Source organism: Methylosinus sp., assembly GCF_036560965.1.
GTDB lineage: Bacteria > Pseudomonadota > Alphaproteobacteria > Rhizobiales > Beijerinckiaceae > Methylosinus.
On record NZ_DATBQF010000046.1, the window covers coordinates 25581 to 45754 of the forward strand.

The 20174-nt window shown below is 66.3% G+C and carries 23 protein-coding genes; 14 read left to right on the forward strand and 9 right to left on the reverse strand.

The window, feature by feature from the left end; translation table 11 throughout:
* The first annotated feature begins 145 nt into the window (after positions 1-145).
* The 4 genes from VIF40_RS12470 to VIF40_RS12485 all read left to right on the forward strand — a co-directional run bounded on the left by VIF40_RS12470 (position 146) and on the right by VIF40_RS12485 (position 4441).
* Positions 146-517, forward strand: coding sequence for a hypothetical protein (locus VIF40_RS12470; RefSeq protein WP_331937834.1), 372 nt, complete (start codon positions 146-148; stop codon positions 515-517).
* Positions 518-598: 81 nt separating this feature from the next.
* Complete coding sequence (locus tag VIF40_RS12475; RefSeq protein ID WP_331937835.1) at positions 599-1816, forward strand: LL-diaminopimelate aminotransferase; 1218 nt, start codon at positions 599-601, stop codon at positions 1814-1816.
* A gap of 37 nt (positions 1817-1853) precedes the next feature.
* Positions 1854-2189: a cytochrome c gene (locus tag VIF40_RS12480; protein ID WP_331937836.1), complete on the forward strand. Its 336-nt coding sequence runs from the start codon at positions 1854-1856 to the stop codon at positions 2187-2189.
* A 341-nt stretch (positions 2190-2530) separates the two neighbouring features.
* Positions 2531-4441, forward strand: a complete 1911-nt coding sequence (locus VIF40_RS12485) for a methyl-accepting chemotaxis protein (protein WP_331937837.1) — start codon at positions 2531-2533, stop codon at positions 4439-4441.
* 61 nt (positions 4442-4502) lie between these two features.
* Here VIF40_RS12485 and VIF40_RS12490 read toward each other — a convergent pair whose 3' ends face one another.
* A complete protein-coding gene (locus tag VIF40_RS12490; RefSeq protein WP_331937838.1) occupies positions 4503-5087 on the reverse strand; it encodes an EF-hand domain-containing protein in 585 nt (194 codons plus the stop codon).
* A 163-nt stretch (positions 5088-5250) separates the two neighbouring features.
* Here VIF40_RS12490 and VIF40_RS12495 point away from each other — a divergent pair, with 163 nt between their 5' ends.
* A complete protein-coding gene (locus tag VIF40_RS12495; protein ID WP_331937839.1) occupies positions 5251-6171 on the forward strand; it encodes a retropepsin-like aspartic protease in 921 nt (306 codons plus the stop codon).
* Positions 6172-6228: 57 nt separating this feature from the next.
* Here the strand turns inward: VIF40_RS12495 and VIF40_RS12500 are convergent, their stop codons facing one another.
* A complete protein-coding gene (locus VIF40_RS12500; RefSeq protein ID WP_331937840.1) occupies positions 6229-6516 on the reverse strand; it encodes a type II toxin-antitoxin system RelE/ParE family toxin in 288 nt (95 codons plus the stop codon).
* Positions 6513-6752, reverse strand: coding sequence for a CopG family ribbon-helix-helix protein (locus VIF40_RS12505; RefSeq protein WP_331937841.1), 240 nt, complete (start codon positions 6750-6752; stop codon positions 6513-6515). Before VIF40_RS12505 ends, VIF40_RS12500 begins: the two co-directional genes overlap by 4 nt.
* Positions 6753-7023: 271 nt before the next feature.
* Here VIF40_RS12505 and scpA point away from each other — a divergent pair, with 271 nt between their 5' ends.
* Positions 7024-9189 carry a methylmalonyl-CoA mutase gene (gene scpA, locus VIF40_RS12510; protein WP_331937842.1) on the forward strand — a complete coding sequence of 722 codons (2166 nt, stop codon included), beginning with the start codon at positions 7024-7026 and terminating at the stop codon, positions 9187-9189.
* Positions 9190-9243: 54 nt separating this feature from the next.
* On the opposite strand, the gene VIF40_RS12515 is transcribed toward scpA, so the two are convergent.
* Complete coding sequence (locus tag VIF40_RS12515) at positions 9244-10752, reverse strand: ATP-binding protein (protein ID WP_331937843.1); 1509 nt, start codon at positions 10750-10752, stop codon at positions 9244-9246.
* Positions 10753-10941: 189 nt separating this feature from the next.
* Here VIF40_RS12515 and VIF40_RS12520 point away from each other — a divergent pair, with 189 nt between their 5' ends.
* The 7 genes from VIF40_RS12520 to VIF40_RS12550 all read left to right on the forward strand — a co-directional run bounded on the left by VIF40_RS12520 (position 10942) and on the right by VIF40_RS12550 (position 16817).
* Entirely contained in the window at positions 10942-11400 is a 459-nt protein-coding gene (locus VIF40_RS12520; protein ID WP_331937844.1) for a hypothetical protein, read from the forward strand.
* A gap of 263 nt (positions 11401-11663) precedes the next feature.
* Positions 11664-12845 (forward strand): PA0069 family radical SAM protein, encoded by a 1182-nt coding sequence (locus tag VIF40_RS12525; RefSeq protein WP_331937845.1) that lies wholly within the window; start codon positions 11664-11666, stop codon positions 12843-12845.
* Positions 12846-12921: 76 nt separating this feature from the next.
* Complete coding sequence (locus VIF40_RS12530) at positions 12922-13530, forward strand: ribonuclease HII (RefSeq protein ID WP_331937846.1); 609 nt, start codon at positions 12922-12924, stop codon at positions 13528-13530.
* A 171-nt stretch (positions 13531-13701) separates the two neighbouring features.
* Positions 13702-14886, forward strand: coding sequence for a site-specific DNA-methyltransferase (locus VIF40_RS12535; protein ID WP_331937847.1), 1185 nt, complete (start codon positions 13702-13704; stop codon positions 14884-14886).
* 52 nt (positions 14887-14938) lie between these two features.
* Complete coding sequence (locus tag VIF40_RS12540) at positions 14939-15274, forward strand: cupin domain-containing protein (protein WP_331937848.1); 336 nt, start codon at positions 14939-14941, stop codon at positions 15272-15274.
* Positions 15275-15442: 168 nt separating this feature from the next.
* A complete protein-coding gene (locus VIF40_RS12545) occupies positions 15443-16312 on the forward strand; it encodes a xanthine dehydrogenase (RefSeq protein WP_331937849.1) in 870 nt (289 codons plus the stop codon).
* A gap of 88 nt (positions 16313-16400) precedes the next feature.
* Positions 16401-16817, forward strand: a complete 417-nt coding sequence (locus VIF40_RS12550) for a ModE family transcriptional regulator (RefSeq protein ID WP_331937850.1) — start codon at positions 16401-16403, stop codon at positions 16815-16817.
* Here the strand turns inward: VIF40_RS12550 and VIF40_RS12555 are convergent.
* Both VIF40_RS12555 and VIF40_RS12560 read right to left on the reverse strand, forming a co-directional pair.
* Positions 16732-17220, reverse strand: coding sequence for a molybdenum ABC transporter ATP-binding protein (locus VIF40_RS12555; protein WP_331937851.1), 489 nt, complete (start codon positions 17218-17220; stop codon positions 16732-16734). The two genes, VIF40_RS12550 and VIF40_RS12555, sit on opposite strands and share 86 nt — an antisense overlap.
* Before the next feature lie 176 nt (positions 17221-17396).
* Positions 17397-17717, reverse strand: a complete 321-nt coding sequence (locus VIF40_RS12560) for a hypothetical protein (protein ID WP_331937852.1) — start codon at positions 17715-17717, stop codon at positions 17397-17399.
* Positions 17718-18003: 286 nt separating this feature from the next.
* Here VIF40_RS12560 and VIF40_RS12565 point away from each other — a divergent pair, with 286 nt between their 5' ends.
* A complete protein-coding gene (locus VIF40_RS12565) occupies positions 18004-18846 on the forward strand; it encodes a hypothetical protein (protein ID WP_331937853.1) in 843 nt (280 codons plus the stop codon).
* Positions 18847-18918: 72 nt separating this feature from the next.
* On the opposite strand, the gene VIF40_RS12570 is transcribed toward VIF40_RS12565, so the two are convergent.
* The 3 genes from VIF40_RS12570 to VIF40_RS12580 all read right to left on the reverse strand — a co-directional run bounded on the left by VIF40_RS12570 (position 18919) and on the right by VIF40_RS12580 (position 20107).
* A complete protein-coding gene (locus tag VIF40_RS12570; RefSeq protein WP_331937854.1) occupies positions 18919-19323 on the reverse strand; it encodes a type II toxin-antitoxin system death-on-curing family toxin in 405 nt (134 codons plus the stop codon).
* The gene (locus VIF40_RS12575; protein WP_331937855.1) at positions 19320-19547 is read right to left on the reverse strand and encodes an AbrB/MazE/SpoVT family DNA-binding domain-containing protein; all 228 of its coding nucleotides are present in this window, start codon (positions 19545-19547) and stop codon (positions 19320-19322) included. Before VIF40_RS12575 ends, VIF40_RS12570 begins: the two co-directional genes overlap by 4 nt.
* A 107-nt stretch (positions 19548-19654) precedes the next feature.
* Positions 19655-20107, reverse strand: coding sequence for a group III truncated hemoglobin (locus tag VIF40_RS12580; RefSeq protein ID WP_331937856.1), 453 nt, complete (start codon positions 20105-20107; stop codon positions 19655-19657).
* Between the last annotated feature and the right edge of the window lie 67 nt (positions 20108-20174).

Here is a 20174-nt window from a genome sequence, read left to right on the forward strand (position 1 = left end):
CTTAAGCACGGCGATGCGTCGCGGAAGGGCAAGCGCCGGCGTCTCGGCCTCTTTGTCGCGGCTGCCTTGCCCCGGCTTCTCGACTTGCCCCCTTACCAAAGCCGCATTGTCGCTCTATGACGAAACAAACCATCCGGAGAAGCCGATGAACGCGCGTTTCGCGATCTGCCTGATCTTGCTCGCCGTCGCTGTCGGCGACGCGCGCGCGCAGGAGGGCGGGTCGGGGACGGTCGGCGAGTCGATCGGCAAATTCTTCGAGGGACTGGACATGCGTCGGCCGCCGCCGCGGCCCGCCGACTTCGTCGCCCATTCGCGGACCGGCGAGACGGGCTACACGCCCTTCGCCGCGCCGACGCCGGCCTCCGACGTCAAGACGGACGTCAAGAAGAGCGCCGCCCGCGCCGCTGCGCTCGAGAAAGAGCTCGGCGCCGCTGCGGCCGCCAATCGCGCCCGCGGCGCCCGCGTCAAAATTCCCGACGCGCCGAAAGAACGGCGCGCCGAGACGAAACGGCCCTAGCTCTTTCGAAAGGGTTTCGCGTCACAATCGTCCGCCCGCCTCTAAAAAAGGGGCCGGCGGAGCTTTCAACGGATATCGGCGATGTCGGACTTCTATCGCATCAAGCGTCTTCCCCCTTATGTTTTCGAGCAGGTCAATCGGCTCAAGGCCAAGGCGCGCGCCGGCGGCGCCGACATCATCGATCTCGGCATGGGCAATCCCGATCTGCCCGCGCCGCGCCATGTGATCGAGAAGCTCGTCGAGACGGCCGGTCGTCCGCGCACCGATCGCTATTCCGCTTCCAAGGGCATAGCGGGGCTACGCCGCGCCCAGGCCGGCTATTACGCCCGCCGTTTCGGCGTGAAGCTCGATCCCGAGACGCAGGTGGTGGCGACGCTCGGCTCCAAGGAGGGCTTCGCCAATATGGCGCAGGCGATCACGGCGCCCGGCGATGTGATCCTCGCGCCGAACCCGTCCTATCCGATTCACGCCTTCGGCTTTCTGATGGCGGGCGGCGTCATCCGCTCCGTGCCGGCCGATCCGACGCCGCAGCTCTTCCACGCGCTGGAGAAGGCGGTCGCGCATTCGATTCCGAAGCCGATCGCCATCGTCGTCTGCTATCCGGCCAATCCGACGGCGACGGTCGCCTCGCTCGATTTCTACAAGGACCTCGTCGCCTTCGCGAAGCGGCACGACATCTTCGTGCTTTCCGACATCGCTTACGCCGAGGTCTATTTCGACGACAATCCGCCGCCGTCGATCCTGCAGGTCAATGGCGCGATCGACATAGCGGTCGAATTCTCGTCGCTGTCGAAGACCTTCTCCATGGCCGGCTGGCGCATCGGCTTCGCCGTCGGCAATGAGCGGCTCTGCGCGGCGCTGGCGCGGGTGAAGAGCTATCTCGACTATGGCGCCTTCACGCCGATCCAGGTGGCGGCGACGGCGGCGCTGAACGGCCCGGACGATTGCATCAAGGAGATGCGCGCCATCTACAAGAAGCGCCGCGACGTGATGGTGGAGAGCTTCGCGCAGGCGGGCTGGCCGATTCCGGCGCCCGATGCGTCGATGTTCGTCTGGGCGCCGATCCCGGAGCGTTTTTCCGGCATGAACAGCCTCGAATTTTCCAAGCTCCTCATCGAGAAGGCGGATGTGGCGGTCGCGCCGGGCGTCGGCTTCGGCGAGCATGGCGAGGGCTATCTGCGTCTCGCGCTGGTCGAGAACGAGCAGCGCATCCGCCAGGCGGCGCGCAATCTGCGCCGCTTCTTCGATGGCGCGGAGACGACGCTGCACAATGTCGTGCCGCTGCAAGCGCACGGCTGACGCGCGGCCGGCGCAGGGAATAGAAGGGGAGGGCGGCATGGTTCGCATTTTCGTGGCGATAGCCGCCATTCTCGTCGCCAGCGGGGCTCTCGCGCTGGATAAGCCGCAAGACAAGCAGATCGAGCGCGGCCGCGCTATCGCCAAAGCCAATTGCAGCCGCTGCCATGCGATCGGCGCGCGGGGGAAGAGCCCCAACCCGGCCTCGCCGCCGTTTCGCGCGCTGGCGAAGAAATATCCGCTCGACAATCTCGAGGAGGCGCTGGCCGAAGGCATTGTCGTCGGCCATGGCGGGCTCGACATGCCGCGCTTCGAATTCTCGCCCGGCCAGATCGAGGCGCTGCTCGCCTATCTCTCGTCGATCCAGCACAAGTGATCGCGCGCGCCACCAGGGCGGTCGGGTGACGATGAGAAATAGACTCGGCGGAATCACCCCCCTCCTTTGCGCCTCGTTCGACGCCTCTTCTCGTTCACCCGATCGCGCCGTCCGGCATGATTTCTTAATCCGTCCTGTGTAATTTTGTCGCATGGAGGATCGAGCGCATGGAGCGGCCATGCGTTCGGAGGCATGACGCCGTTCCGCCATTCCGGCGCCGATCCGGCTGTGTTCCGGTCGTGGACGATGTCCGCGGACCGACCCTTTCGCTCCCCCTCGAAACATCTCCCGCCGGCAGGACCAATTCGCCTCCGAGCGGCTTCCTCTCGGAGGCACTGTCGATGCGCCTTTCCCTCTCCCGCGCCGCGAGTCTGCTCGCCGCTGTCGCTTTCTTGGCTTTTCTGGCGACCGCCGGCGCCGGACGCTACATTCTCGATGAGCTGCGCATCGGCGGACACGCCTTTCGGCAGATCGTCGCCGGCAAGGATTTCGTCGCCGACGCGCAACCCGCGCCGCTCTCCGTCGCCGAGGCCTATCTCGACGTCGAGCTCGCCGCCGCCGGCAGGCTGGACGCGGCCGAGACTCGCGCCCGTCTCGCCGATCTGCGCGCGCGCTTCGAGCAGCGCCGCGCCGTCTGGGCGAAATCTCCCGATCTTCCCGCAGAGCTGACGGCGCTGGTCGCCGGCCCGGCGGGCGCGACGGCCGAAGCCTTCTGGCGCGACGTCGACGCTTTCCTTCTCGCTCTCGGCCGCGGCGACGCCGCCGCCGTCTCGGCCTCGCTCGAGCGCGTCGACGCCGACTTTGCCGCGCATCGCCGGCTGGTGGCCAATGCGATCGGATTGGCGAGCGCCGCCGCCGCCGCGACGGAGAAGGACGCCGTTCAGCTCGGCGACCGCGCCGATCTCGTGAGCCTCGCTGCGACCTTGGCCATTCTCGGCGCGCTCGTCGGCGCCTCGCTGCTGGCGCATCGCCGCGTCGTGACGCCGATCGTCGCGATCTCGGATTATGCGACGAAGCTCGCGCGCGGCGACAAGCTCGGCCAGCCGCCCTTCGCGGGGCGCGATGACGAGATCGGCCGGCTGCGCGACGCCACCGCCGTGGTGCGCGACAAGCTCGAGGAGATCCGCCTCGCCGAGACGCGCGCCGCCGAGCAGAACGCCGCCGCGGCCAGCAAGCTGGAGGAGAAAGCCGCCGGCGCCAAATGGTATATAGAGAATCGCGACTTCTTCTTCTCCGAATACACCGCCGCCATGGAGCGTCTGGCCGAGGGCGACCTCGAGGTGCGGCTGGAGAAGGAGTTCATCAAGGATTACGAGAAGCTCCGCGCGCGTTTCAACGCCGCCGCCGAGCGCATGCAGCACACGCTGCGCGGCATTGTCGTGACGACCGGCGCGATCGGCTCCAGTACCCGCGAGATCGCCCGCGCCTCCGAGGATCTGTCGCAGCGCAATGAGCAGCAGGCGGCGACGCTGGCCGAGACCGCCGCCGCCGTCGACCAGATCACCGGCACGGTGCGCAAGGCGGCCGAGAGCGCCGTCGAGGCGCGCGAGATCGTCGGCGACGCCAAGACCGACGCGGTCAAGGGCGAGAAGATCGTCGGCGAGGCGATCGACGCGATGAGCGGCATCGAGAAATCCTCCCAGCAGATCGGCCAGATCATCGGCGTCATCGACGAGATCGCCTTCCAGACCAATCTTCTGGCGCTCAACGCCGGCGTCGAGGCGGCCCGCGCGGGCGAGGCCGGCCGCGGCTTCGCCGTGGTGGCGACGGAGGTGCGCTCGCTCGCTCAGCGCTCGGCCGAGGCCGCCAAGGAGATCAAGGATCTGATCGCCGTCTCCAACGCCCGCGTGCAGGACGGCGTCGGGCTGGTCGCCGAGACCGGAGCCTCGCTGCACCGCATCGTCGAGCAGGTCAATCGCATCGATGTCGTCGTCACCGGCATAGCGGCGAGCGCCGAGGCGCAATCGACGAGCCTGCGCGAGGTCAACACCGCCGTGCAGGAGATCGATCAGGTCACGCAGAAGAATGCGGCAATGTCCGAGGAGACCAATGCGGCGAGCCGCTCGCTCGCCGAGGACAGCGCCGAGCTGATTCAGCTCGTCACGCAGTTCAAGATCGGCGAGATCGAGACGCGCGCGCCGCGCGCCGCCTCCGCTCCGCGGCCGATGCTGAAGCGCACGGCGAGCGCGCGCTCCGGCTCGGCCGTGCGCAAGGCGGAGCCGGCGCAGGACGAGGAGTGGGCGGAGTTCTGAGCCGGCGACGGGGGAAGGGGGCTCGCGCTCCCTTTTCCTTTTTCCGCCGCGCCGCGCCGTCTCACCGTCCGAAGCCTCCGGCCCCGCTCCCGGTCCCGCCGAAGCTGCCGCCGCCATAGCCTCCGCCGAAACCGCCGCCGCGGTCGCGTCCGGGGAAGCCTCCCGCCCCGGGAGACGACTCCGGCGCGCCGGCGGCCGGCGCCTGCGTCTTGGCGAGCTCCTCCTGGAAGACCCGGCAGCTCTTCTTGCGGTCGTAGCGGGCGAAGAAGGGGCTCGGAAAGGCCAGGAATTCGGCGCGGGTGACGCGGCCCTTTCCGGCCATGTCGAAATAGTCGAAGCTCGCGGCGCGGAACACCACGCTCGCGCGCGGGATGATCGCGAAATCCTGCGCGTCGATGAAGCCGCGCTTGCGCTTGTCGGCGAGGCGGAACATGCGCTCGAGATATTGCTTCCATTGCTCGCAGGTGTACACGCCGCCGGCGCCGCCCCATTCGCTCGAGGTGGCGAGCACGTCGTCCGCCCCGCCGCCGCCCGGGCCCCGGGGCGCGTCGCCCGGAACGCCATGCGATCGATGCTGCTGCGCGAGCGCCGCGCTCGAAACCAAAGCCAATAGACCCGCCGCCAGCCGGATCGCCGCACGTCTCATGGTGATGACCTCCAGAGAGCCTCTCGCCGATGGTCTGGCCCGCGGCGAGAGAGCCGACGTCTCTGCAATATCACGAAATCGCTCCCTCCGGTCTCTGCTCGATTTCCGCGGCGGACGGCGCGCGCTATAGACGGCTTTTCCGCCGGGACGGAGCCACCGCGCCATGACGCAAATCTTTTCGCGCTTTCCGCTTTTGCTTCTCTGGGCGCTGGTCGGCGCTCTCGTCGGCCCCCTCGCCGCACGCGCGCAGGTGCGCTCCGTCGTCCCGCTGACCATCGTCCATGGCGCGGATGGCGGCGGCCGCGCCTATGTCACCATGCGCTTCGGCAATGTGATGGGGCCGATGCGGCTCGACACGGCGGCCTCGACGAGCCGCATCAGGCTCGCGCCGTGGAACGAGGCGTTTCCGGCGCTGGGCGCCAGCGTCTCGACGGGCGCCTCGGGCGCCGCCATGCGCTGCGAGGATGCGGACGCCGGCGCCGTCGAGCTGAAAGCCGCGCAGGGCAATAATATCGGCCGCGCGAATTATCGCGTCACCCGCTGCGCGACCTCGGACGGCGACGATCTGCTGGGCCTCGACTTCTTCAAAGGCGCGCGCTTCTCGCTCGATCTCGCGGGCGGCGAGATGGTGTTCTTCCCGCCGAGCGATGGGGATGGCTTTCGGCCGTTTCGCCGGCTGTGGGCGGATCAGAAGCTCATCGGCCTCGATGTGCGCCTCGGCAAGACGGAGGCGGTCGGCCTGTTCGACACGGGCGCGGAAATCTCCGCCGTCGATCGGCGATTTCTGGAGCGGCACAAGGCGCTGTTCGTCCCGCTCGCCAAGAAGGCGAAGGTGAGCGAGGCGTCAGGCAAGAAATTCGCGTCGAAAGTCTACCGAGTGAAGGAGATCGATCTCGGCGCGGGGCGCGTGCTGAAGGATGTGGTGGTGGTTTCCTATGATTTCGGCCCGTTGCGCGAGGCGCTCGGCGGCGAGACGCCGATCATCCTCGGCTTCGATATTTTGAGCCGCTACCGCTGGGAGCTGGATTTCGGGGCGGAGGGGCCGCGGTGGAGGGTTGTGGGGAGACAGGGGGCGTCGCCGTGAACAAAGGCCATCTTTCTCGACGAGGCAGGCTACGGTAGGCGCGAAAGTGCGCCAACTTCAGTCGAAGCTCTCCGGCCACCGGCGGGAGCCGTGGAAAACGGCAAGCACTTCGACCACATCGCCCTTCACACTGTAGGGCAGAATGAAGGGCGTATCCGAAACGACCATCTCCCGCGTTTCAGGGACGCGACCGGCGCGGCCTGCATGGGGGTGGGCGGCGAGAAGCTCGGCCTGGTCGAGAATGCGGGTCACGATGCGATCGGCGGCGGCGGGGTTGTCGCGCGCGATGTAGTCGCCGATCGCTTCGAGGTCGCGTAGCGCCGGAGCCGTCCAGCGCACCTTCATTTTTTGACCGCGAATTTCTTCCGCACCCGCGCCAGCTCGTCATCGCTGGCGAAGTCGCCGCGATCGGCGGCGGCGATTCCGGCTTCGATCTTGCCGACCTGCCAAGCGTTCAGGGCGATGTAATCCTCGACGGCCTTGGCGACCAGCCAATTGCGCGAGCGTTCGGTTTTTTCAGCGAGTCTATCGAGCTCGCCGAGAGTGGCCTCATCGAGACGCACAGTAAAAGCGGCGGACATCGGGGTGCTCGTGTCGGCTTGCGTGGTGTGATCCGGTTCACTTGTATTCTAGTAGCGCCGCGCGTCGAAATCCATGAAATTCGCAGAGGCGTAAGCCAAGCGCTGCGGGTCTGTGGGGCCGCCGAGCCAGCGAAGCGGGCGTCTCGAAGGACGCGGAAACCGTCAGCGCCGCCTTTGAGGAGCTGCCCTCGCCCCTCACACCCGCGTCCTCGCCCTTTGCGCCCCTCGCCGCTTTTCGCTAATAATCAGGAGAGCCGTTCCGAGGAAAGCAATGTCCCAAATTCCCGACTTCAGCAAAATCGCCTTCGCTCCCGTCGCCGCGACCCCGGCCGAGGCCGCCGCGCCGCGCCGCTGGCGGACGCCGGAAGGCATAGAAGTCAAGAATTCCTACGGTCCCGAGGATATAGAAGGCCTCTCCTTCATCGACGGCTTCCCGGGCGTCGCCCCTTACGTGCGCGGCCCCTATCCGACGATGTATGTCGCCCAGCCCTGGACGATCCGCCAATATGCCGGCTTCTCCACGGCCGAGGACTCGAACGCCTTCTACCGCCGCAATCTCGCCGCCGGGCAGAAGGGGCTCTCCATCGCCTTCGATCTCGCCACTCATCGCGGCTATGACAGCGATCATCCGCGCGTCGCCGGCGATGTCGGCATGGCGGGCGTCGCCATCGATTCCATCTTCGACATGCGCACGCTGTTCGACGGCATTCCGCTCGATCAGATGAGCGTCTCCATGACGATGAACGGCGCCGTGCTGCCGGTGCTGGCGCTGTTCATCGTGGCGGGCGAGGAGCAGGGCGTCTCGCCCGCGCAGCTCACCGGCACGATCCAGAACGACATTTTAAAAGAATTCATGGTGCGCAACACCTATATCTACCCGCCGTTTCCGTCGATGCGCATCGTCTCGGACATATTCGCCTACACCAGCAAGAATATGCCGAAGTTCAACTCCATCTCCATTTCCGGCTATCACATGCAGGAGGCCGGCGCGTCGGCCGATCTGGAATTGGGCTACACGCTCGCCGATGGCGTCGAATATGTGCGCGCCGGCGTCGCCGCGGGGCTCGATATCGACGCTTTCGCGCCGCGGCTCTCCTTCTTCTTCGCCATCGGCATGAATTTCTTCATGGAGGTGGCGAAGCTCCGCGCCGCGCGCCTCTTGTGGGCGCGGCTGATGAAGGACCTCGGCGCCAAGACCGAGAAGAGCATGACGCTGCGCACACATTGCCAGACGTCGGGCTGGTCGCTCACCGCGCAGGACGTCTACGTCAACGCCATCCGTACCAGCGTCGAGGCGATGGCGGCGACGCAAGGCCATACGCAATCGCTGCACACCAATGCGCTGGACGAGGCGCTGGCGCTGCCGACCGACTTCTCCGCCCGCATCGCCCGCAATACGCAGATCGTGTTGCAGGAGGAGAGCGGCACCACGCGCATCATCGATCCTTGGGGCGGCTCCTTCTATGTGGAGAAGCTGACCGCCGAGCTGGCCGAGGCGGCGTGGAAACATATCGAGGAGATCGAGAGCCTCGGCGGCATGGCCAAGGCGATCGCCGCCGGCCTGCCCAAGCAGCGCATCGAGGAAGTCGCGGCGAAGACGCAGGCGCGCATCGATACGGGACAGCAGGTCGTCGTCGGCGTGAATAAGTTTCGTCCAGACAGCGACGTCGCGCCGGATGTGCTGAAGGTCGACAATTCCGCCGTGCGCGCCGCGCAGATCGCCAAGCTCGAGCGCCTGCGCGCCGAGCGCGACGAGGCCAGGACGCAAGCCGCGCTGGACGCGCTGACGGAGGGCGCGAAGGCCGACGGCAATCTTCTGGCGCTGGCGATCGAGGCTGCGCGCGCCAAGGCCAGCGTCGGCGAGATTTCCTATGCGCTGGAAAAAGTGTTCGACCGCCATAAGCCCAAGGCCAATGTCATTTCCGGCGTCTATGCGCGCGAGGCGGGGGCCGATTGCGACAAGGTCGCGCGCGTGCGCGGCATGACCGCCGCTTTCGCCGAGAACGACAAGCGCAAGCCGAAGATTCTCGTCGCCAAGCTCGGCCAGGACGGCCATGACCGCGGTCAGAAGGTCATCGCTTCCGCCTTCACGGATTTGGGTTTCGAGGTCGTCATCGGCGATCTGTTCGCGACGCCGGAGGAGGTCGCCAAGCGCGCCGCCGAGGAGGATGTGCATATCGTCGGCGTGAACACGATGACCGCCGGCCATCTCGCGCTGACGCCGGAATTGCGTGACGCGCTGAAGGCGGCGGGGCGCGAGGAGGTGATGATGGTCGTCGGCGGCGTCATTCCCGAGCAGGATTTCCAGGCGCTCTATGACGCCGGCGCCGCGGCGATCTTCCCGCCCGGCACCAATATTCCGGAAGCCGCCGAGAAAGTGCTGCAAGAGCTGAATGTCCGGCTCGGCTATGCGCAGCGGGAGACGGTGCGGGAATAGCGCTCATGAAGCGAGCCTTCAGGCTCGCAACAATTCCATCACTCTGAATTTGTATCAGCCCGGGCTCGCCTCGGAGGTCGCCGCCGCGGCGCCGGGATCGCCCGGCTCGGTCTCCCAGGCGACGCCGGGAATGGCGACGATGCGCCAGCGGCGGGAGTCCAAGCGGCAGACGATCGCCTGCCGCTCCTCCATATAGGCGAGCAGCCGACGCGCTCTTCCCGGCGAGCTCGTGCCATAGGCGCTGGCGACATCGGCGTCGGAGGGGCAGGGGCGATGGTCGAAGGCGGCGCGCGCCAGCGATAGAAAGACGCCCTGCATATCCTCCGGCAGAGCGCCGGCCATGGCCAGCACCTCGGCCCAGGGCGAATCCTCGGCCTCGGCTTCGGCGAGCTCTATGCCGGCATGGGCGACGGCGAGGCGGCGGCGGAAGGCGGGCAGGCTCAATGTCTCGCCGCCGATGCGGCGAATGCGGCAGCGCACCAGAAAATCCTGATAGAGCACCGCTATGGTGCGGAAGCTGGCGTCGCTGTCGGTCAAAATCTCGCGCAGCGCCGAGTCGATCGCCGCTTGGCGCTGCTCGGGCGAGAGGCTCGGCGCGGGCTCGGCGGCGGGCGGCGCGCCGCGGGCGAGACGGGCGAGCACATCGGCCGTCGGCGGCGCCGGCGGCGGTCGGCGCGGGGCCGAGAAGCGCTCTTCATCGGCGCCGGGCGTGAAAATGAGATCATGGGCGTCGTCGCCGCCCGGCTCGGGCAGCGGCAGCAGCCTGGGACTGACATTGCGCGCCGCGGTTTCCACCGGGCCGATGCGCACCGGCAGCGGGCGGCGCGCCATGGCCGGGCCGAGCGCGATGAAATTGCCGCTCTGCAAATCGCGGAACATCTCGGCCTGACGCCGCTCCATGCCGAGCAGATCGGCGGCGCGGGCCATGTCAATGTCGAGAAAGGTGCGGCCCATGAGGAAATTGGACGCCTCCGCCGCGACATTCTTGGCCAGCTTGGCGAGGCGCTGCGTGGCGATGACGCCAGCGAGACCGCGCTTGCGGCCGCGGCACATCAGATTGGTCATGGCGCCGAGCGAGGCCTTGCGCGCCTCGTCCGAGACTTCGCCCGCGACCGCGGGGGCGAAGAGCTGCGCCTCGTCCACCACGACCAGCAGCGGATACCATTGGTCGCGCTCGGCGTCGAAGAGGCCGCCGAGAAAGGCCGCGGCGGCGTGCATCTGCTGCTCGGCGTCGAGCCCTTCGAGGTCGAGCACCACAGAGACTCTGTGCTGGCGCGTGCGCGCCGCTATGCGCTGGAGATCCGCCGCGCCGCGCCGCGCATCGACAATGACATGGCCGTAGCGCTCGGCCAGCGTGACGAAATCGCCTTCCGGATCGATGATCGCCTGCTGCACCCAGGGCGCGCTCTGCTCCAGCAGGCGTCGCAGCAGATGCGACTTTCCGGAGCCGGAATTGCCTTGAACCAGAAGGCGCGTCGCCAGCAGCTCCTCGAGATCGAGAGTGGCGACGCCGCCGTCCGTGCGCGTCCCGAGATCGATGGCGACCTTGGCGGGCGCGCTCATCGCGACGCCCGTCCGGCGGTGAAGGGACTGAAGATCATGGCGGGCACTCAATATCGATTCGCGCCGCGCGTTCAACTGCGTCGCGCCGCCTGTGGACAACGGGCGGCCGGCGCCTGGATTTTGGCCTGTCGCGCGAAGGGGCCACAACATATAGTGCGAGTATATAGCTGTGTTCGACGGGGAGTCGCGATGCGCTGGCGTCACACGGGATTTGCTGCCTTTTGCCTTTTCCTCTCGCTGGGTCAGATGGTTGCGGCGCGCGCCGAGGACGCCGATCCGCGCGTCGCCATTGCGATGACGGCCTCCGAGAAGGCTTTCGTGCTCGGCCAGATGCGGCTTTTCGTGAAGAGCATAGAGCAGATCGTCGCAGCGCTCGCCGCCGACGACGCAGCGACGGCGGCCGAGGCGGCGGCCGCGCGCGGCGCCCTGCGGTTTCAGGCGGAAAACGCCATGCCCCCCACGCTCGGGCCCAAATTTCCGGAGACATGGCGCAGCTTCGGCCAGCCGATGCGCAAAGGCTTCGACGCATTGGCGAAGGGCCTCACGCAAGGCGAGACCGAGAAAGTCTCGCTCGCACGTCTCGGCGAGGTGATGCGCAATTGCGTCGCCTGCCACGAGTCCTATCGCATCGTCGACGCCAAGAACTGAGCGCTTTCCGTCCGACCGCAATCGTTCGATCGATCAGAATTCGATCCGCGCCGACGCTCGACGAAGCGGGCGCTTGACGCCCGCCGATTTGTTCCATATATGTTCCTTTGTTCGGTAAACGTTCCCTGCGTGCGTAAACAAGTCCCCTAGAGTTATACGCGTCGCATCGAGGCTCGCGGTCGCGAGGCGCCCCAGTGTCGCGCATGGGCGTCTCGTCGTCCGCGGGCCGAAGCGAGGCCGGCGCCGGCAAGGAGAGTGTCGCCATGGCGAGCTCCGCGAAACGTTTGATCCAGAAGGCTGAGAAAAGCGATCGGGGGCAGGCGGCGCAGCGCAGCCGCGAGGCGATCGGCGCCATTGTGAATTTTTCGTCCGAGGAGAGCCCGATCGTCGATCCGGCGCGGCGGCGCGGGCGCGGCGCGCTCTCCAATGAGAGCGGGCGGTTCGAGCGCGAGCGGCGCGTCGAGGCCGACGACGGCTGGAGCCGCCTCGAGGAGCTCGGCGAATTTCGCACCAATGTCCATGTCGAGAAAGCGAAGACGATCATCACGCGCAACGACTCGCCCGACATTTCCTTCGACCGCTCCGTCAATCCCTATCGCGGCTGCGAGCATGGCTGCGTCTATTGCTACGCCAGGCCGAGCCACGCCTATATGGGGCTGTCGCCGGGCCTGGATTTCGAGACGGAGATTTACGTCAAGGAGGGCGCGGCGCAATTGCTCGAGCGCGAATTGTCGGCGCGTAATTATTCGCCGAAGACGATCGCCATCGGCGCCAACACGGACCCTTATCAGCCGCTCGAGAAGCGCTATCGCATCACCCGCGGCCTGCTCGAGGTGGCGAGCCGCGCCGATCATCCGATCGGCATCGTGACCAAATCCTCGCTGGTCGTTCGAGACATCGATATTCTCGCGCCGATGGCGCGCAAGGGCCTCGTCAAGGTCGCCATCTCGGTGACGACGCTCGATCCGGCGCTGGCGCGGGCGATGGAGCCGCGCGCCGCCTCGCCCGAGCGGCGGCTGGCGACGATCGAGCGGCTCGCCGAGGCAGGCATACCGGTGGCGGTTCTGGTCGCGCCGATCATTCCGGCGGTCAATGACGCGGAGATAGAGACGATATTGACGCGCGCCCATGCCGCCGGCGCGCGCGAGGCCGGCTATGTGATGCTGCGCCTGCCGCTCGAGCTGCGCGAATTGTTCAGTGAATGGCTCGTCACTCATTTCCCGGCCAAGGCCCGGCATGTGCTGTCGCTCGTGCGTTCGGCGCGCGACGGCAAGCTCTATGATCCGTCCTTCGACAAGCGCATGACGGGCGATGGGCCCTACGCCTGGATGATCGGCCGCCGTTTCGAGCTCGCGGCGACGCGGCTCGGTTTTTCCCGCACGCGTCTGCGCGCCGATCTGTTCCGGGCGCCTCGCAGCGACGCCGAGCAGCTCAGCCTGTTCTGAGGCGGCCGCGGATCGATTGCCTCGATCCAGCCGCTGTGTTTTTTTCAGTCGCCCTTTTTTCGACCGCCGAGCGAGCATGCCTCCCCATTTTCTCACCGAGATCCGCGTTCTTCGGGACGGCGCTCGTCCTGTGGCCGGCGTCGACGAGGTCGGGCGCGGCCCGCTCGCCGGGCCGGTCGCGGCGGCGGCGGTCATTCTCGATCCGGACCGCCTGCCGGACGGCGTCGATGATTCGAAAGCCCTTTCGGCCAAGGCGCGGGAGGCGGCTTTCGAGCGCATCGCCGCCAGCGCGCTGGCGATCGGCGTCGCTTTCGCCAGCGTCGAGGAGATCGACGGCCTGAACATCAGACAGGCGAGCCTGCTCGCCATGGCGCGGGCCGTCGCCGCGCTTCATGTCGCGCCGGGATTCGTCCTCGTCGACGGCCGCGATCTGCCCGCGCTCGGCTGCCCGGGCGAGGCGATCGTCAAGGGAGACGCTCTCTCTCTTTCTATCGCCGCGGCGTCGATCGTCGCCAAAGTGCTGCGCGACCGCCAGATGCGCCGGCTCGCCGCGCTCTACCCGCATTACGGATTCGAGACCAACGCCGGCTATGGCACGCGCGCGCATCTCGCGGCCCTGCAAGCCCATGGTCCGACGCCCTTCCACCGCATGAGCTTCGCGCCGCTGCGTACGGCGCGCAGTTGACGGGCGGACCCGGCGCCGGCGCGTCATGATGTTTCGTAAACATCTGGTGAACTTGCGATTTCTTAACGAAGACGTGCGGAAAAGAGACAGCTGCGCACCGGCTCTCTAAACCCGGCTTTTACCCCGATCGGGCATTGTTCGCAGCGTTGGTTGCGTAGCCGGTGATGGTTCATGAGTAGCGCGCGCGTCGGGGCGACCCGCCCCAAGTCCCAGATAAAGGTCTCGCGTACTGGGCCGACGAATTTCGGGTCGCCTCGCGCGCCGAAGCGCGCGATTCTTCGCAACGAAGTCGTCATCGGCGACACCGTTGAGGTCATGCTGAGTCTGCCGGAGGCGAGCGTCGAGCTCGTCTTCGCCGACCCGCCCTATAATCTCCAGCTCGCCAATCGGCTGACCCGGCCGGATCAGAGCGTTGTCGACGCGGTCGATGACGATTGGGACAAATTCGCCGATTTCGCGACCTATGACGCCTTCACCCGCGACTGGCTGGCGGCGGCGCGGCGGGCGATGAAGCCGAACGCCACGATTTTCGTGATCGGCTCCTATCACAATATATTCCGCGTCGGCGCGATCATGCAGGACCTCGGCTTCTGGATCCTGAACGACATCGTCTGGCGCAAGAACAATCCCATGCCGAATTTCCGCGGCCGCCGCTTCACCAATGCGCATGAGACGCTGATCTGGGCGGCGCGCGACGCTTCGGCGCGCAATTACACCTTTCATTACGAGGCGCTGAAGGCCGGCAATGAGGATTGCCAGATGCGCTCGGACTGGCTGCTGCCGATCTGCGCCGGCGGCGAGCGGCTCAAAGACGCCAATGGCCGCAAGACTCATCCCACGCAAAAGCCCGAGGCTCTGCTCTCCCGCATATTGCTCGCCGCCTCCAATCCCGGCGATCTCGTGCTCGATCCATTTTTCGGCTCCGGCACCACTGGCGCTGCGGCGCGCCTGCTCGGCCGCGACTATCTCGGCATCGAGCGCGATTCGGTCTATGCGGCGGCGGCGCGCGAGCGCATTGCCGCGATCTCGCCTCTGCCGGCCGAGGCGGTGGCGTCCGCGCCCTCCAAACGCACCGAGCCGCGCATCGCTTTCGCCAGCGTCGTCGAGGCCGGACTCGTCGCCCCCGGCGTGACGCTGACCGATGCGCGGCGTCGCCACACCGCCGTCGTCCGCGCCGATGGCACGCTGGCGATCGGCGCGATCGTCGGCTCCATTCACAAGACCGGGGCGTTGGTCCAAGGCCTGCCCGCCTGTAATGGCTGGACCTTCTGGCATTTCGAATCCGGCGCCGGACTGGCGCCGATCGACGATTTGCGCACGGTCGCCCGCGCGCGTCTGCGTGACGCCGCGGAATAGTCGCGGCTCGATCCGACGAGCCGCGGCCGCGCGCCAGCTGCGGGGGTGAGCCATGCGTCCGGACAATATTTTCGTCGATCTGCCGGAAAAAGCGGAGCAGGAGCAATTTCTCCCGCTGCTCGCCGCGCCGGGCCTGCGCGTCGAGCGAATCGTCTCCTTCGGCCAGGCCAGCCCTCCCGGCTTCTGGCACGACCAGGACGAATCGGAATGGGTGATCCTGCTCGCGGGCTCGGCGGGCCTGCGCTTTTCGGATCGGGAGGAGCTCGTGACCCTCGCGCCCGGCGATTATCTCGAGATCGCCGCCCATCGCCGCCATCGCGTCGAATGGACCGATGCGACGTTGCCGACCGTCTGGCTCGCTGTCCATTTCCGCGCCGACGACGCCTGACGATGCGACAGACTGTCGGAAACCGCCACTGTTATATACACGACAATATAGGAGCGCCACCCGAAACGGCGCGAAGTGTTTTTACAACGACATGAATTTAAATGATAAACGATTGCATGAGCGCTGGCGCGCGGCTTGCTTCCCTGTTTTTCAGATCAGGAGTGAGCGATGCGCCCTCGACACGAATTTTCGACGCCGCGGCGGAAGCGCCCTTTGGCCGTCATTCTGGGAACGAATGAGATCGCTTCGGCGGTCGCCGTCCACATGAACCGCATCGGCTGGGCATGCGTGCTCAGCTATGATTCGTTTCCGCCGGTCATTCGTCGGCAGATGGCGTTTCACGATTGCCTCTATGGCGAATCGATCACTTTGGAGGATGTCGCGGGCGAGCGCGCCGACTCGACGATCGAGCTTGTCGAAATCCTCGACCGCACGACCAATGTCGCGGTGACGCCGCTGCAGTTCCACGATCTCGTGGCCATTCGCACGGCGCATGTGCTCGTCGACGCCCGCATGCAGAAATATCGGGCGACGCCGGACCTGCGGCATCTTGCCAAGATCGCGGTCGGTCTCGGTCCCAATTTCGCCGTCGGCCGCAATTGCGACATAGCGATCGAGACCAAGCCGTCGCAGGCGGGCCTCATCATTCAGGAAGGCGCGACCGAGCCGGCCGACCATGTTCCCAACCGCCTCGGCGGTGTTGGAGAGGAGCGCTTCGCCTATTCGCGCAAGCCGGGCCTGTGGCATTCGGCGGTCGAGATCGGCGTCCGCGTGTTCAAGGATTTCGTCGTCGGCCATCTGGACGGCGAGCCGGTCACCGCGCCGCTCGATGGCGTGCTGCGCGGGGTCGCTCGCGACGGGCTGCATATTCCCGCCGGGGTCAAGCTGCTCGAGATCGATCCGCGCGGCCGTTCCGCCAAATGGACCGGCATAGACGAGCGATCGGCCTTGGTCGCGAGCGGCGTCGGCCGGGCGATCCGCATCGAGCTCGCCAAGCGCGAGGCGACGCCGATCGAGGGACCTTTCGTCGCACACTGACATTCCTGTATCCAATGTGACAGGGCCGTCGCATTTCAGCTATATTTTGTTCGATATAGATCGCGGCGTCTTAAGGAGGCCCGGGACGATGCGAACAGACAGTGAAGCGCCGCAGATCGGCGTGATTTTGAAGCTGCCCAATGGCGGAGTCCTCGCCCCGGCGGACCTCGAGCTGATCGACGCCCTGCGCAAGGAGCGGTCGATCATCGGCGCGAGCCGTGCGCTCGGCCTGTCCTATCGCAAATGCTGGCTGTCGGTGGACGCGCTCAACCGGACCTTCGAGAGCCCGGTCGTAGCGACCTTTCCCGGTCGCCGCGAGGGAGGGGCGGAGATCACGCCTTTCGGCGAGCGGCTGGTGAGCGTCTATCGCTCCATCGAGCGCCATGCGGCCAATTCGGCCAAGCGCACGCTGGACGAGATCATCGGCGCGCTCGACTGGTCCTATCAGAAGACGGCCAGTGGCGCGGAGACGGAGCCTCGTCGGGATCGAGCGTCCGGCCGCTGACGGCGATCGTCTTGATCATCGCCCAGGCCGAGAGTCCCTCGACCAGAGCGAGCCGCTCCACCGATTCATGGGTGATCAGCGCGTCGACGCGCGCGCCGCCCAGCGAGATGCTGGCGCGGGTGAAGGGCGGCGGCAGAAAATCTAGCTCGATGATCGTGCCGGGAAGGCGATTGAGGATGGAGACATCCATCGGCCGCGACAGAGCGATCGAGACGTCGCGCGCGTCGATCTCCACCTCGATCGCCGTTCCGACGGCGGCGTCGACGAGCGGCACGCGCAATTCCCCACCGGCGAAAAACAGCGTGGAGAGGCCCAAATCCCAGTCGTGACGCAGCACGCGCGCCGGGAAGAGCGACACGTAATGATGGGTTCGAGCAAAGAGCGGCGTCGTTTTGTCCAGCATGATCGCCGAACTAGCGAGAAATACGCCAATCTCATATTTTGGTAAGGGAAAATCGCAGTCGCATCGACCGGCCGGGCCAGGACGCCGACGTCAGGATAGGGACGCCAATATATGGACGCCGCTCGGCGGCGCGGGTCAGGACACGGACGCCGCTCGGCGGCGCCCGTCTCGATTGGTCAGTTCGGATTGCGAGCGGCGATCGCCTCATATTGCTCGCGGGTCAGGCGGAAATAGCCGCGGCCGCCTGCGCGCGCCTCGAATTTGTCGCCGGCGCGCTTGCACAGAAGAGTGAACCAGGCCTGCTTGTCGAGATGGGAAGGAAGGCCGTTGATTTCCCAGACGGTCGTATCGGGGCGGAAACGGATCATGATGATGACGCTGTCGCCGACCGCGGTCGCGACGCTGGCGTCTTTTACCACCGGCTCGACAGCCGCGGGGACAGTCGCGACGATATGGCCAGCTTCGGTCGAGACCTCTGAAGAAACATTCGGTTGCACATCGTCCTCCATTTTCGCCGCGCGCGCGGCGCTCTCCGAATTGTCGGGCTGTCGATCGGCCGGCCGAGCCGGCGTCTCCGCCCGAAGCGCTTCTTTCTACGCCAGCCGTATATCAGAGTATATTGCAAAATTTCCAGACAAGGGTGTTTTCCGCTGCGGCATAAGGTCACCCGCGGAGCGCGCATCGGGGCCGCGCGCCACCGCCGAATGGCGCCGCTTTCGCAGGGAAGGCCAGATTCTTGCTTGGCCCGCACGAACCACATCACCTCAGCCGAAGTGAGCCGTCATGTCCGACAGACATTCCTGCGTTCTCGTCCTCGGCATCGGCGAGACGGCCTCCGCCATAGCGCGCGAGCTGTTCCTCGCCGATCATATCGTCGCCCTTCACGAGGCCGCGCCGCCGCCCGATCTTCGGCGTAAAATGACGTTCTCGGACGCCTGGTTCGACGGCTCGAGCGTGCTCGAAGGGGTGGAGGCGCGCCGCGCCGATCTCGTCGCCGAATTCATGCTCGGCCTGCGCAGCCGCATGTTCGTGCCGGTGTTGACGCATCCGCTCAATGAAATCCTCGAACGCTGGCCCTGGGAGGTCGTCATCGACGCCGAGATGACCCCGCGCAAGGACCCGTTCTCGATCAAAAATCTCGCGGCGCTCACGATCGGCGTCGCGACCGGCTCGATTCCGGGCGAGAATTGCGATCTCGCCATCGACGCCTATGGCAAGGACCCGGGCGCGATACGGCGCCCCGGCGACGGTCCCGGCCCCAGCGCCGAGGCGGACCCGCCGGAGTCCGAGCCGGTGCGCGCGCCGGTGGCCGGGCTGTTCAAAATGTATAAGGACATCGGCAATGTCGTCGAGGCGGGCGAAGCCTTCGGCCTGATCGACGGCGCGCCGGTCCTCGCCCCCTATGGCGGCCGCATCAGGGGCATCATCAAGCAGGGCAGGGCGGTCACCGTCGGCACGCCGCTCGCCGACATCGCCGCCTCGAGCGGGGCGCAGGTCGCCGGCATGGCCGCGCGCAACCGGCTCATCGCCCGCGGCGTCTCCTTCGCGATCGAAATGCAGGCGGAAGGCTGGACGCCCTTCTCCTGGGACGCGTTTCTGGAGGGCGGCGGCGGACTGTCGATCTGAGACCGACGGCGTCAGCTCGGGCGGGCAGGTCGCGCAAAGTCTCCAGCGCTATTGAGCGTGGCTTCGTATCGATCAGGGTTTTGCGTCAGGCGAAACATTCTCCCGCAAGAATGTCGTGTAGCTCACGTCGTCCAACGAGCCCGCCGCGAGCGCGAGAACCGCCTCGGCGGCGGCGCTTTCAGATGCGTCGAAACGCCAGCCGTTCAATTCGAGAAACAGAATGCCGACGACAAAGCCGGTGCGCTTGTTGCCGTCGAGAAACGGATGGTTCTTGACGATCCCGCTCGTATAGGCGCTCGCCATGTCGATGAGGTCGGCGCGGTCGTCGTAGGCGAACATTTGCCGCCCTCGCGCCAGAGCCGATTTCAAAAGGCCTTCGTCGCGCAAACCCGGCGCGCCGCCATGGTAGGCCAGCAAGCGATCATGCAAGGCGAGCGCGTCGAATTCCTCGATCCAAATCGGCTCTGCGCCGCTCATTGCGCCAAGACATGCAGGGTGTTGCGGTAGCGGCGCATGATGTCGTCGGCGGCCTGCATCTTGCGCTCGAACATCGGATCATAGGGCGTCAACCGATAGCTGCCGTCCGGGCCCTCTATTGCGTAGAGGGTATCGCCTTTGGCGACGTTCATGCGGGTGAGCATTTCCTTGGGGATGACGACGCCCGTGGACGTGCCGACCGTGGTGAGCTTGAGCTTTGTCATGAGCGATGTCCTCCATACATATGGACATTATAATGCGCGACCGCGGGCGATCAAAGACATTATAATGCATATATGTATGCTCGTCGCGTAAGTGTCTGCTGGAAACGCTAGCCGCGCTTCTGTCCGATCGACGGGACGGCGGCTGCCGGCAGCCGCGACGGTCTGCCGTCCGCGCCGGTGAAGGGAAACAGCCCGCCCTGAAAACATTCCGACATATGTGTCGCCTTGGCGATGGCCTGCTCGGCCGCGGCGGGCGGAAGGTTTTCGTGCACCGTTTGCGTGAACAGCTCCAGCCAGCGGGCGAAATGCTCGAGCTCGACCGGCAGATTGAGGTGTACCGCGAAAGGATGGCCGTCATAGCGCTCGGTTCCGAGCAGCGCCTTCGACCAGAAATTCGCAATAATGTCGAGATGCTGGTCGAGCGCCGGGATCGCGCCGAAAATCGGCCCGAGCAGCGGATCGGCGAGGCCCTTGTCATAGAAAGAGCGAACGCAGGTCGTGATCGCGGCTTCGAGCGCCGCGCTTTCGGCGTCGACGCTCATCTCGGTGGAAGCTGACATTGTCTTTGCTCCTATTCCTGTAACGATACAGCAAGGCGGGCGCCAGAGCCGGCCGGCGGCGTCGCGC

Excerpts from the sequence above, each read along its gene's own strand:
- VIF40_RS12470 (WP_331937834.1), top strand. The coding sequence starts at position 146 with ATGAACGCGCGTTTCGCGATCTGCCTGATCTTGCTCGCCGTCGCTGTC.
- VIF40_RS12475 (WP_331937835.1), top strand. The coding sequence starts at position 599 with ATGTCGGACTTCTATCGCATCAAGCGTCTTCCCCCTTATGTTTTCGAG.
- VIF40_RS12480 (WP_331937836.1), top strand. The coding sequence starts at position 1,854 with ATGGTTCGCATTTTCGTGGCGATAGCCGCCATTCTCGTCGCCAGCGGG.
- VIF40_RS12485 (WP_331937837.1), top strand. The coding sequence starts at position 2,531 with ATGCGCCTTTCCCTCTCCCGCGCCGCGAGTCTGCTCGCCGCTGTCGCT.
- VIF40_RS12490 (WP_331937838.1), bottom strand. The coding sequence starts at position 5,087 with ATGAGACGTGCGGCGATCCGGCTGGCGGCGGGTCTATTGGCTTTGGTT.
- VIF40_RS12495 (WP_331937839.1), top strand. The coding sequence starts at position 5,251 with ATGACGCAAATCTTTTCGCGCTTTCCGCTTTTGCTTCTCTGGGCGCTG.
- VIF40_RS12500 (WP_331937840.1), bottom strand. The coding sequence starts at position 6,516 with ATGAAGGTGCGCTGGACGGCTCCGGCGCTACGCGACCTCGAAGCGATC.
- VIF40_RS12505 (WP_331937841.1), bottom strand. The coding sequence starts at position 6,752 with ATGTCCGCCGCTTTTACTGTGCGTCTCGATGAGGCCACTCTCGGCGAG.
- scpA (WP_331937842.1), top strand. The coding sequence starts at position 7,024 with ATGTCCCAAATTCCCGACTTCAGCAAAATCGCCTTCGCTCCCGTCGCC.
- VIF40_RS12515 (WP_331937843.1), bottom strand. The coding sequence starts at position 10,752 with ATGAGCGCGCCCGCCAAGGTCGCCATCGATCTCGGGACGCGCACGGAC.
- VIF40_RS12520 (WP_331937844.1), top strand. The coding sequence starts at position 10,942 with ATGCGCTGGCGTCACACGGGATTTGCTGCCTTTTGCCTTTTCCTCTCG.
- VIF40_RS12525 (WP_331937845.1), top strand. The coding sequence starts at position 11,664 with ATGGCGAGCTCCGCGAAACGTTTGATCCAGAAGGCTGAGAAAAGCGAT.
- VIF40_RS12530 (WP_331937846.1), top strand. The coding sequence starts at position 12,922 with ATGCCTCCCCATTTTCTCACCGAGATCCGCGTTCTTCGGGACGGCGCT.
- VIF40_RS12535 (WP_331937847.1), top strand. The coding sequence starts at position 13,702 with ATGAGTAGCGCGCGCGTCGGGGCGACCCGCCCCAAGTCCCAGATAAAG.
- VIF40_RS12540 (WP_331937848.1), top strand. The coding sequence starts at position 14,939 with ATGCGTCCGGACAATATTTTCGTCGATCTGCCGGAAAAAGCGGAGCAG.
- VIF40_RS12545 (WP_331937849.1), top strand. The coding sequence starts at position 15,443 with ATGCGCCCTCGACACGAATTTTCGACGCCGCGGCGGAAGCGCCCTTTG.
- VIF40_RS12550 (WP_331937850.1), top strand. The coding sequence starts at position 16,401 with ATGCGAACAGACAGTGAAGCGCCGCAGATCGGCGTGATTTTGAAGCTG.
- VIF40_RS12555 (WP_331937851.1), bottom strand. The coding sequence starts at position 17,220 with ATGCTGGACAAAACGACGCCGCTCTTTGCTCGAACCCATCATTACGTG.
- VIF40_RS12565 (WP_331937853.1), top strand. The coding sequence starts at position 18,004 with ATGTCCGACAGACATTCCTGCGTTCTCGTCCTCGGCATCGGCGAGACG.
- VIF40_RS12570 (WP_331937854.1), bottom strand. The coding sequence starts at position 19,323 with ATGAGCGGCGCAGAGCCGATTTGGATCGAGGAATTCGACGCGCTCGCC.
- VIF40_RS12575 (WP_331937855.1), bottom strand. The coding sequence starts at position 19,547 with ATGACAAAGCTCAAGCTCACCACGGTCGGCACGTCCACGGGCGTCGTC.
- VIF40_RS12580 (WP_331937856.1), bottom strand. The coding sequence starts at position 20,107 with ATGTCAGCTTCCACCGAGATGAGCGTCGACGCCGAAAGCGCGGCGCTC.